The organism is Iodobacter fluviatilis (genome assembly GCF_900451195.1).
Taxonomy (GTDB): domain Bacteria; phylum Pseudomonadota; class Gammaproteobacteria; order Burkholderiales; family Chitinibacteraceae; genus Iodobacter; species Iodobacter fluviatilis.
Genome location: NZ_UGHR01000004.1, coordinates 220,806 through 232,770, shown reverse-complemented (window position 1 = coordinate 232,770; position 11,965 = coordinate 220,806). Strand labels below are relative to the sequence as shown.

9 protein-coding genes are annotated in these 11,965 nt (G+C 46.2%); 6 read left to right on the top strand and 3 right to left on the bottom strand.

All coding sequences use genetic code 11. The features are described from left to right. The first annotated feature begins 89 nt into the window (after positions 1–89). On the top strand, positions 90–1,214 hold the full coding sequence (locus DYD62_RS19800; RefSeq protein WP_115229363.1) for an ABC transporter ATP-binding protein: 1,125 nt from the start codon (positions 90–92) through the stop codon (positions 1,212–1,214). 85 nt (positions 1,215–1,299) lie between these two features. Here DYD62_RS19800 and DYD62_RS19795 read toward each other — a convergent pair whose 3' ends face one another. Continuing rightward, positions 1,300–2,886: a response regulator gene (locus DYD62_RS19795; RefSeq protein ID WP_115229360.1), complete on the bottom strand. Its 1,587-nt coding sequence runs from the start codon at positions 2,884–2,886 to the stop codon at positions 1,300–1,302. Positions 2,887–3,230: 344 nt separating this feature from the next. Here DYD62_RS19795 and argS point away from each other — a divergent pair, with 344 nt between their 5' ends. Further along, positions 3,231–4,946 carry an arginine--tRNA ligase gene (gene argS / locus DYD62_RS19785; RefSeq protein WP_115229355.1) on the top strand — a complete coding sequence of 572 codons (1,716 nt, stop codon included), beginning with the start codon at positions 3,231–3,233 and terminating at the stop codon, positions 4,944–4,946. A 285-nt stretch (positions 4,947–5,231) separates the two neighbouring features. Beyond that, positions 5,232–5,768: an outer membrane beta-barrel protein gene (locus tag DYD62_RS19780; protein ID WP_115229353.1), complete on the top strand. Its 537-nt coding sequence runs from the start codon at positions 5,232–5,234 to the stop codon at positions 5,766–5,768. Positions 5,769–5,842: 74 nt separating this feature from the next. Here the strand turns inward: DYD62_RS19780 and DYD62_RS19775 are convergent, their stop codons facing one another. Further along, positions 5,843–6,121, bottom strand: a complete 279-nt coding sequence (locus DYD62_RS19775) for a peptidylprolyl isomerase (RefSeq protein WP_115229987.1) — start codon at positions 6,119–6,121, stop codon at positions 5,843–5,845. Positions 6,122–6,347: 226 nt separating this feature from the next. Here DYD62_RS19775 and DYD62_RS19770 point away from each other — a divergent pair, with 226 nt between their 5' ends. The 3 genes from DYD62_RS19770 to DYD62_RS19760 all read left to right on the top strand — a co-directional run bounded on the left by DYD62_RS19770 (position 6,348) and on the right by DYD62_RS19760 (position 9,660). Continuing rightward, complete coding sequence (locus DYD62_RS19770) at positions 6,348–6,695, top strand: YkgJ family cysteine cluster protein (RefSeq protein WP_115229350.1); 348 nt, start codon at positions 6,348–6,350, stop codon at positions 6,693–6,695. A gap of 77 nt (positions 6,696–6,772) precedes the next feature. Continuing rightward, entirely contained in the window at positions 6,773–9,115 is a 2,343-nt protein-coding gene (locus tag DYD62_RS19765) for a bifunctional diguanylate cyclase/phosphodiesterase (protein WP_115229347.1), read from the top strand. A 44-nt stretch (positions 9,116–9,159) separates the two neighbouring features. After that, complete coding sequence (locus tag DYD62_RS19760; protein ID WP_115229344.1) at positions 9,160–9,660, top strand: GNAT family N-acetyltransferase; 501 nt, start codon at positions 9,160–9,162, stop codon at positions 9,658–9,660. 87 nt (positions 9,661–9,747) lie between these two features. On the opposite strand, the gene tkt is transcribed toward DYD62_RS19760, so the two are convergent. Further along, a complete protein-coding gene (tkt, locus tag DYD62_RS19755) occupies positions 9,748–11,742 on the bottom strand; it encodes a transketolase (protein ID WP_115229341.1) in 1,995 nt (664 codons plus the stop codon). Between the last annotated feature and the right edge of the window lie 223 nt (positions 11,743–11,965).

Here is an 11,965-nt window from a genome sequence, read left to right as displayed (position 1 = left end):
AAAACCCAAATCTTGAACCACAGAGAACACAGAGGATACGGAATTTCAAAGAGAAGCCCTCTCAGAATCCAATCCTCATGGAGCATGCAATGGCAACTGTAAAACTCAATCATTTAAGCAAGTCTTACGACAATAAAACTCAGATTCTGACCGATATTAATCTGGATATTAAACACGGCGAATTTGTGGTTTTGGTTGGCCCTTCAGGCTGTGGCAAATCCACCCTGCTGCGCATGCTATCCGGCCTAGAAAGCATCAGCGGCGGCGAAATGCTGATCGATGAAAAAGTAGTGAATGACTTGCCCCCTGCCGAGCGCGGCATTGCCATGGTGTTTCAGAGCTACGCACTTTATCCGCATATGAATGTGTATAAAAACATGGCGTTTGGCCTGCGTGTGGCCGGGGAAAACAAGGCCGCAATTGAAAAACGTATTCTGCACGCAGCGGGTATTTTAAAAATTGACCACCTGCTCGATCGCCTGCCGCGTGAATTATCCGGCGGCCAGCGCCAGCGAGTGGCCATTGGCCGTGCCATTGTGCGCGAGCCTAAGCTGTTTTTATTTGACGAACCACTATCAAACCTGGATGCATCGCTGCGGGTACAAACCCGGCTGGAAATCGCCAAGCTGCATCGCAGCCTGAATGCCACCATCGTTTATGTCACCCACGATCAGGTCGAAGCCATGACGCTGGGGGATAAAATTGTGGTGATGAATAATTGTAAAATTCAGCAAGCCGGTACACCGCTGGAGCTTTACCAGCAGCCTGCCAATCTGTTTGTGGCAACATTTATTGGTTCGCCCAAAATGAATTTAATCGAAGGCGCCGTGCTCAATGCCAGCGCCACCACTGTAAATATTAAACTCAGCACCGGCGACACGATTCAGGCCGAAGTGGATGGCAGCAATGTCAAAACAGGTGATTTAGTGAAAGTAGGTATTCGCGCCGAGCACCTTGCCGAAGATCAGCGCTTTAACGAGCGCTTTAGTGGTACGGTGAGCATTGTCGAGCATTTAGGCGAAGCGAATTATGTGTATCTCACCCTGAACAACGGCCAAGATATTGTGGTGCGTGGCGATGGTGATCGGGAGGTTCATATTGGCTCACATTTAGAGGTCTCAGCACCTGCTGCGGCTTTTCATGTCTTCAATCAGGATGGCCTCGCCCTAAGACGCCTTAAGCCGGGCAATATGAGCACATCTAAAACCAGATAATTAAACCTCACCATAAAAAAGCCGTTCCTTTCTGAGAAGATGAACGGCTTTTCTATATGCTGAAGAAGAATCAAGCGGCGGCCTGCTACGCATCAGGGTCTTTCAATAAATCCAAAGGCAGCAGGCCTTCGGCAACCACCTCATCCAGCGCGGCCACAATCAGCGGATCAAACTGTGTGCCAGAGCGTTCTCGGACATAAGTCATCGTTTCATCCAGCGTCCATGGCTCTTTATAGGGGCGCTTATGCAGCAGGGCATCAAACACATCCACCAAGGCCACAATCCGTGCTGAAAGCGGAATTTCATCCCCTTTAATACCCAAGGGGTAGCCATTGCCATCAAAGTGCTCGTGGTGCCCCCCCGCTATTTCGGCTCCCAGCGATAAATAAGTTGTCCCCTCAACCAGAGCCACCGTTCTGGCTAAAATAGCCGCGCCCATAGGAGAGTGCTGATTCATAATTGCGCGCTCTTCTGCGGTGAGCTTGCCCGGCTTAAACAAAATATGATCTGGCGTCCCTACCTTACCCACATCATGCAAGATACTGGCCATACCGACCATTTCCATAAATGCATTATCCATATGCTCCGGAAATGCATTTTTGGCTTTGAGCCGGCCCGCAATTGCGTCGGTCAGTTTTTGCACACGTAAGACATGATCGCCAGTTGTCTGATCACGAAACTCCCCTAAATCAGCCAAAGCCATTACAGTCGCCTCTTGTGAGCGGCGTAATTGCTGATACAAATAAAGATTATCCATCGCGGCAGAAATGCGCTCGCAGAATATATCCAGCAAATCTCTGTCTACCGCCTCTAAAGGCCATGGCGGCGAGAAATGAACCACAAAATCGTAGCTGTTTCGCCCGGCGATATATAACACTTCGTAAGGATAATCAGACTGACTGCATTTATTTTGTAATGCGGTATTAAGGGCTACTAATAGGCGGCTGTCTTCGGCAAGGGTCTGGCCATCTAAAAGATTAGTAAATGGGCCCGTTGCGGCTAAAACCTCAAAACTCTGCAGATTACTTTTAGACTGAGCACAGAGCATGCCGTATTCGCCCAAATTTAAAATCGCACCGACCTGCTTCAAAACACCGGAGGCAAACTCTTTTAATGAATGTAATTGATAAAGATTGGTTGCGCCTTCCAATATTTTAGCTAAGCCTTGGCTGCTTTTTTCTAAAGCATGCAGGCTCTCAAAACTGCGTAATGAAGCAATCACTGTGGTAAATATTTTATTCGCGACCAGCTCAGTTTTTGTTTTGTAATCATTGATATCGTATTCAAGTACAACCTGCTGCTCTGGAGCGTGCCCCGGCTGCCCGGTACGCAGCACAATACGTACCAGCTGATTGCCTAATTCATCACGAATACGCCGCACGAGGCGTAAGCCTGCGTCGTCGGTTTCCATAACCACATCTAAAATCGCTAAAGCAATATCATGATGCTCCGCGAGCTTCTCAAACCCTTCCTGCCCTGAATAAGCATGGAGAATTTCTAAACCACGCCCTTTAAAAACGATATTTTTTAGGGCCAGAATCGTAGCGCGATGTACATCAGGCTCATCATCCACAATGAGTAGCTTCCAAGGCTGACGAACAAGCGCTGCAGAGGCTGACGCATCATTCTCATCATCCTCCAGCATCCAGTCTTCATCATGATCAAGTGCCATTAATTATTTTCCTGAGTTCAAACTCATGTTTCACGGCGGCCCCGACGGGCTTGCCTGAATCAATATATTTTTCATTTAAGAATAGAGTGATTAACAAGCAATGCCAAGCCTTGATCACTGCACTTAATCCATTATTTGAACAAGCACACACTGCGATAAATCATCTTTGCATAAAAAAGGCATCCGGGAACTAAGGCAATACGGGCAGTTTGATAAAACGGATTCTGTCTTCAGTGAATCAACACCACCCAATAAGGTTAAAACAACGGCAATCATGACATCTACGTCCGCTAGCCTTTCGAATGCGATTACAATAGAGGCTAAATTCATACCGAGTCCCCATTATGGCTATTCACCAACTACTCACCTCCCGCTTTGCTGCTGCACTGGCCCAGGTTGGCGCTCCTGATGCTTCACCGAATATTCAAGTCGCATCCAAACCAGAATTTGGCGACTACCAGGCCAATGGGATTATGGGCGCGGCAAAAGCCCTGAAAACCAATCCACGCGCCTTGGCTGAACAAGTGCTGGCCTGTGTTGATCTGGCAGGCATTGCTGATAAGCTGGAAATCGCGGGCCCGGGCTTTATTAATATCACTCTGAGTAATGCGTTTCTGTCGCAAACCCTGAGCACCCAGCAGGCCGATGCCCGGCTTGGCACAGGGGTGGCCAAAGCAGAAACCGTCGTAATTGATTATTCATCGCCGAATCTCGCAAAAGAAATGCATGTAGGCCATTTGCGCTCCAGCATTATTGGCGATTCGCTGACCCGTATTTACGGCTATCTGGGCCATAAAGTCATCCGCCAGAATCATGTGGGCGATTGGGGCACGCAATTTGGCATGCTGACCGCCTATATGCTGGAAAATGAAAATCAAAATTCGGAATTAGCGCTGGGCGATTTAGAAGGCTTCTACCGCGCCGCCAAAGTGCGCTTTGATGCCGACCCTGCTTTTGCTGATTTATCCCGCGAATATGTCGTGAAGCTGCAATCGGGCGACGCACAAGTGCGCGCGCTGTGGCAACGCTTCCTCAATATTTCAATGAAGCATTGCGAAGACGTTTACCAAAAGCTGGGCCTGTTGTTAACCCGCGATGATGTTAAAGGCGAGTCCTCTTATAACGATGATTTACCCGTCGTGATCGATGATCTGCGCGCCCAAGGTTTACTGACCGAAAGCCAAGGCGCTCAAGTGGTGTTCCTTGAAGAATTCCGCAATAAAGACGGCGATCCCGCTGCCTTTATCGTACAAAAGCAAGGCGGTGGTTTTCTTTATTCCACATCTGACTTAGCCACAGCCCGCTATCGCACTGGCGTGCTGGGCGCAAACCGTATTCTGTATGTGGTCGATGCCCGTCAGGGGCTGCACTTCCAGCAGCTGTTTACCGTGGCCCGCAAAGCAGGCTTTGTGCCCGCCGACACCCACCTAGAACACGTCGCCTTTGGCACCATGATGGGCGACGATGGCAAGCCATTCAAAACCCGCAGTGGCGAGTTGATCAAGCTGGTGGATTTACTCTCCGAAGCAGAAAGCCGCGCCTTTGATTTGGTGAGCAGCAAAAATCCAAATATGGACGAAGCCACCCGCCACCATATCGCCCACGCAGTAGGCATTGCTGCGGTCAAATACTCGGATCTGTCCAAGCACCGCACCAGCGATTATGTATTCGACTGGAACAGCATGCTGAGCTTCGAAGGCAATACCGCGCCTTATCTGCAATACGCCTACACCCGTATTGCCAGCATCTTCCGTCAGGCGGGTGAAGTAGACGCCAATGCAAAAATCGAGTTAATCGAGCCAGCCGAGCACGCGCTTTCCCTTACCATAGTTCAATTCCCGGATATCTTGCAACAAGCAGCAAACGACACCTGCCCGCACGTTTTATGCAGCTATCTCTATACCCTAGCCACCCGCTTCTCGCGCTTTTACGACGCCTGCCCAGTGCTTAAAGCCGAAGGCGAGATTCGCAGCAGCCGCTTAGCCCTTTGCCAGGCTGCAGCTAAAACCATGCAAACAGGTTTGGATTTATTGGGAATTGAAGTGCTGCAAGAGATGTAATCTTTAAGTATTTGCACTCTAAAATAAAAAACGCCACTCTATTTCTATAGAGTGGCGTTTTTTATTATTGAAGATAAGTTTTTGAAAAAAATAGTTTTACAATCAAAACCTAATTAGCAACTACAACTCTAAACTATTCACCCACCATGGCACGGGAATATTCACAATAGATAAATCAGAAGAGAGTGCTAATATTTGCCGCCAGTTTACAGGCAAGGTCAGAAAAATAAGGGGTTTTACCTATACATTCTGACGCATCTCTCTAATACTTCTTTGTAGAAAAAAATGAAAAAGAATATTCTTGCATCCCTGCTTCTCTCCACACTGATCGCATCTCCTGTATTTGCTGAAGGCTTCTATATTGGTGCAGATGTAGGCAGCAGCAAAGTAAGCTCCGACTTTATTTCCGGCAATGACACAACATTTGGCATTCACGGTGGTTACAAATTCTCACCTTATCTTGCCGCTGAAATTGGTTATCGTGACCACGGAAAAGCCGAAGAGAAATACTCCATTTACAACTTATCCGTAAACGCAAAATCAGTAAATGCATCCGTAATCGGCTCCTACCCATTTACTGAAGCATTCAGCGTGTATGGCCGCTTAGGCGTTGCTAGCATTAAAGCAACTCTTGAAGCTAACACAAAGAATAGCTATACCTTCTACTCCGATGAAAAAACAGAAACGAAAGCGATGTTTGGTATCGGTGCACAATATGCATTTAATAAAAACTTCAGCCTGCGTACTGAATACACACAATATGCTGAAATTGAAGATGTAAAATTATCTGCATTCACTATTGGTGCAAACTACAGCTTCTAAAAATAGATTTTTTTATTTTAAGCAAAAAAAAGCGCACCCAGATGGAGTGCGCTTTTTTTTAAACTAGCCGTTTATTAACCGCGGCTAGTAACAATCAGCAAGTGATAACCGAATTGAGTTTTTACTGGGCCTTGCACTTCGTTCAATGGCGCACTGAAAACCACTTTATCAAATTCCGGCACCATCATACCTGGGCCGAACGAGCCCAGATCACCGCCTTGAGCAGAAGAAGGGCAGCTGGAGTGCTTTTTAGCAACGGCAGCAAAATCAGCACCGGCCAAAATTTCTTGCTTCAATTCTTCACACTTGGCTTCGCTGCTTACTAAAAGGTGGCTTGCTGTCGCTTGTACCATTTCAAAACTCCAAAAAAGATGACACCACTCTGTGGCATCATTAAAAAGCGCTGAGCGCATAGGTTAAAAGGCAATATGATGCCTTTATGATCAATTTCAAGTAAAAGCATGAAAAAACACCACAGACTTATCGTCAAAACAGATCAATGACCTTACTTTTTCAATACAAAAAAGCAAAGTGCCATAAAATAGCCCGTCCTCACTTTTAATACTCCGTGGCCAAGCGATGAATAGTCAAAAAATCCGTTTTTTCCGCCAGCGAATTCCCTCATTTGAATGCATTCCAGGCTGTCATGATTGCTGCGGCCCCGTCACCACATCCAGTGAAGAAATGGCCCGCCTGCCCCGCAAAAGCGCCGCTGAACAGGCCGATGCGCTGGAAAACCTGAGCTGCCCCCACCTCGCCGATAAAGGCTGCACCGTCTATTCAGAGCGCCCACTGATTTGCAGGCTATTTGGCACCACCCCCGCGCTTGCCTGCCCTCACGGCAAGAGACCAGAAATGATGATAGACGATGCCATTGAGCAACAGATTTATCAGTTTTTCAAAGAAACGCGCCAGGTTCTTGTTTAGAAAAACAACAACGTCCCACAAGCAAAAAAACCATTCAAGAACTATGCTGACATAAACCCTGCACCAGGATTTATCTCTTGATCAGCAAATTACGAATCAGAGTATTACGGCTGCTCGGCATCACACTCTTGGTGACCGTTAGCTTCGGCTCGTATTTCTCTTACCAGATACTTTCTGAGAAATTCACTCAATTTGAAAAAAGAAGCATCCAAAGTGATTTAGATGCTGCTAATTTACTAATTAACGAACAACTCCTCTCTCATAAAAAATTTGCGACCGATTATTCCGTCTGGGATGACACATGCGCTTTTATGAAGGATGGCAATAAAAAATATATTGCTTCAAATTACACCTATGAAGCCATCAGCAATATGGGAAATGATTTTATCTTTTTAATTCATCCCAATGGTGAAATAGCACTATCGGTGATTCTTAGCGATTTCCTTGGCCAGGAATCAGGAAAATCCATCATTAATTCAAACAGCATAGAAACTAACACGCTTTTAAAAAAACTAAATATTAAAAAAGAAATGGCCATCTCCAGCTCAAGATCAGCTTTATATTTTTTAAATGATCAGGCCTATATTTTAGCATTTTCACCGATCGTAAAAAGCAATGGCAGTGGCCCGGCAATGGGCATGACGATTATGGGCAGGCATATCAATACCAGCAGGTTGCAGCATATGCAAAAGCTAAGCCAGACCCCCTTTAAACTCTTACCTCCCGATATTCAGACTGAAAGCATCAGCTTTAGCGATCAGAAATACCATGCAATACGGCAAATCAAAGATGCCCATCCATTTATCATTAGCATTGATGGTGTACGCCCGCTCTATAAAGAAGGGCAATTTGCTTATATTTTACTGCTTATTAATTTAATTTCTGTATGGGCCATATCACTGATATTAGTGATGCTGGGGCTGGGCCACTTGGTCATTAAGCGGATCACCTTTTACAGCCAGAAACTGCACAGGATTCGCTTAGGGGAACAATCAGACGGGCGCCTGCAACATTCTGGCATTGATGAAATAGATTTTCTTGCCCTTTCCGTCAATGAATTACTCGACGAAATAGAAAATCAGCATCAAAAATTGATCAGGGATGCGCTTTATGATCCGCTCACATCGCTTGGCAACCGCAGCCGTTTAAATGAGCAGTTAAAGTTATCACTTAGTTTATTGCGCAGAAAATCAATGCAGGCCCTGTGCTTATTATTAATTGATTTAGATGGTTTTAAAATGATTAATGATGTGCACGGGCACCCGGCAGGTGATCAGCTGCTTATTGTGCTTTCAAAACGAATTTTAGAGACCATTCGTGAAAGTGATTGTGCAGTACGGCTGGGGGGGGATGAATTTGCGATTATGCTGACAAACCCGATCAGCATGTCTACTGCGGAGCAAATCACAGAGCGAATTCGCGTACAACTTTCATTACCCGTAGATTTTGCGAATAAAACATTACGCGTTTCAGCCAGTATTGGCTTGGTTTATTTAAATAATGACATTAGTAAAACATTGCTTCCCGAAGATATTATCAAGCAGGCAGATATTGCCATGTATCAGGCAAAACAAGCTGGACGGGACAGGACGGTTATTTTTGATAAGGCCATGGAATCTCTGTTGGATGAATATGAAAAATTAGAAAACGATTTAAGATCGAGCGTCGATGGCGAATTAATTGATATTTCTTTTCAGCCTATTTTATCTACCGACGGAAAAAAACTGGAATCATTGGAAGTCTTAGGGCGCTGGTTTCACCCTAGGCTTGGTTTAATCAGCCCGGATCGTTTTATTCCTATTGCAGAAAATGCCCGGCTTATCCGCCGCTATACTTTAGGTGTACTAAAGAAAGCTTGCATGGTAGCTAAAATGGAATTTGGCGTTTATCCAGATTTACGCCTCTCTGTTAATATCAGTGTTCAGGAAATGCTAGAAAATGATTTTTTTGATGATTTGCACGCCATTCTATTAGAAACTGATTTCCCTCCCCATTTATTAAATCTTGAAGTAACCGAGTCTTTATTTGCAAAAAATGAATCTGAAATGACCGAAACCATGCTGAAATGCTGCGAATTAGGAATCAAATTTCATATTGACGATTTTGGTACCGGCTATTCTTCTTTAGCCCGCCTGCATGCGCTGCCAATCAGCATATTAAAAGTTGATCGTGCTTTTGTTAACAGAATTGGCCAGGGCGGTGAGACGCTGATTAAGGCCGTCATCGAAATGGCGCATGGCTTAAATATGAAAGTCATTTGCGAAGGCGTAGAAACCCCTGGGCAAGCCAGCTGCATTACTCAGCTTGGTGGCGACTATATTCAGGGCTATCTTTATGCAAAGCCTATGGCTACAGCTGAATTATCCATGTGGCTATTTAACTTTACACATCAGGAAACCAGCCCAAAACTTATTCACTAGCAAATCGCGGTAGAATAATTCATGCCCATTTAGCAGATACTGCCATGCCACATATCACAACAGCCCGCCTTTGCCTCAGCACAATCAGCATAAATGATGCCGCATTTTATTTGCAGCTACTTAACGAGCCATCGTGGCATCAGTTTATTGGTGACCGGGGCATTCGCACTTTAGAAGAAGCACAAACCGCCATTATAAATGGCCCCGTTGATATGCAAAACCGGCTAGGCTTTAGCCTGTATATTGTAAAGCTAAGCGATTCTGAAACACCCATTGGCCTTTGTGGCCTGTTAAAGCGAGATTATTTGGAAGACGCAGATTTGGGCTATGCCTTTTTGCCGCAATACTGGGGCCAGGGGTTTGCCTTTGAGGCGGCAACGGGTGTTGTTAAATACGCCAAAGAAATATTAAACATGCCGCGCTTGCTAGCAACAACTGATTTAAATAATCAAACATCAATACAATTACTGAATAAATTAAACTTTAAACTCATTAAAACACTGTCTCTGCATAAAGAACTAAACTTATTCTCTCTTGATCTTTAAATTATTTTTATCATAAAAAAACGGGCATAAATGCCCGTTTTTTTATTCAGAAGGGTTTTATTACTCCCCTTCTTCAGCCCAAGCCAGTTAAGCAATAATTGCTTTCGCCTTAGCCACTACATTTTCTACAGTAAAGCCAAAGTGTTTAAACAGTTGGCCAGCAGGTGCGGATTCACCAAATGTATCCATACCAATAACATCGCCTTCTAGGCCAACGTATTTGCGCCAGAAATCTGAAGTTGCTGCTTCAATGGCCAAACGCGCTACACCACGAGGCAATACAGCAGCCTTGTAAGCAGCATCTTGCGCATCAAATACATTGGTTGATGGCATAGACACTACGCGGGCAGCAACACCTTCAGCAGCCAGTGCTTCGGCCGCTTTCACAGCCAACTCTACTTCAGAACCGGTTGCAATCAGAATAACCGCCGGATTCGCCACGTCTTTTAATACATAGCCGCCTTTTTTGATATTGGCGATGGTGGCTTCATCACGCGCCATAAACATTAAGTTTTGACGGCTGAAAATCAGGGATGATGGCGTTGCTTTTTGCTCAATGGCGTGAGCCCAAGCCACCATGGATTCTACGGTATCGCATGGACGCCATACATGGTGGTTAGGGATGCAGCGCAGGGTTTGCAATTGCTCAACCGGCTGATGCGTCGGGCCATCTTCGCCCAGACCAATCGAATCATGGGTGTAAACGAAGAGGTTGTTGGTCTTCATCAAGGAAGCCATACGCAGCGCGTTCAGTGCATATTCGCAGAACATCAGGAAGGTTGCGCCATAAGGACGGAAACCGCCGTGCAGCACCACACCATTCATAATGGCGCTCATACCAAATTCACGCACGCCGTAGCTGATATGGTTACCGATCAGCTCATTGCCTTCACGCTTCAGTGAAACGCAACCTTTCCAGTTGGTCAGGTTAGAGCCGGTCAGATCAGCCGAGCCACCTAAAAGTTCTGGTACTTGGGGCGCATAGGCATTCAGTGCGTTTTGTGATGCTTTACGTGAGGCAATGGTTTCTGCCTTGGTATTGGCATCGCTTACGGCTGCTTGTACTACATCTTGCCAATTTGCTGGCAATTCATTGCTCATACGGCGTTTGAATTCTGCTGCTTCCACTGGATAGGCTGCTGCGTACTTAGCAAACAGCGCATCCCAATCAGATTCTAAACGCGCGCCGGATTCTTTTTTATCCCAACCTGCATACACATCCGCAGGGATTTCAAACGGGCCGTGGTTCCAGCCAATGGCTGCGCGAGTCGCGGCAATTTCAGCGTCCCCGAGTGGCGCGCCGTGGCAATCGTGGCTGGCCGCTTTATTTGGAGAGCCTTTACCAATAATAGTTTTGCAGCAGATCAGTGTTGGTTTGTCTGTTACGGCTTTAGCGGCAACGATGGCTGCATCGAGGGCATCTACATCGTGGCCATCTACAGAAATCACATGCCAGTTGTAAGCTTCAAAACGCTTAGGGGTATCGTCGGTAAACCAGCCTTCTACATGGCCATCGATAGAAATACCGTTATCATCCCAGAATGCAATCAGCTTACCGAGGCCCCATGTACCCGCTAAAGCGCAAGCTTCATGGCTGATGCCTTCCATCAGGCAACCATCGCCAAGGAATACATAGGTATGGTGATCAACGATATCCAGACCTGGCTTGTTGAAATCACGTGCGAGTAGTTTTTCTGCCAATGCAAAACCTACGGCATTGGTAATCCCCTGGCCCAGCGGGCCGGTGGTGGTTTCTACGCCCGGGGTGTAATGCACTTCAGGGTGACCTGGCGTTTTAGAATGAAACTGACGGAAATTTTTCAGATCATCCAGCGTTACATCGTAGCCAGTCAGATGCAACAAAGCGTATTGCAACATGGAGCCGTGGCCGTTAGATAAGATAAAACGATCGCGATCAGCCCATTGTGGATTAGTCGGGTTGAAACGCATATGGTTGCCCCACAGCGACAAGCCGATTTCCGCCATGCCCATCGGCATACCAGGGTGGCCGGAATTCGCTTTTTGAACAGCATCCATTGCTAAAGCGCGGATTGCATTTGCCAGATCATTACGCGTTGCCATATCTTTTCCTTGTGTGCATTAAGGTGAAACTGCGCCCGCCTCTCTTACAAAGAGAAGCTAAGGGGGAGGGAGGCCAGGGCGACTTGCCCAATCTGTCAGGAAGCCCCGTTGCCTTGACCGAAAGGCCAATCATCATCAAGTCTTTTTATGACTCTAAATACCGTAAAAAGGCATAAGAGTGAATCGCTGCCCCCATTATCACTGAGGGACTGTGTCTGCAACA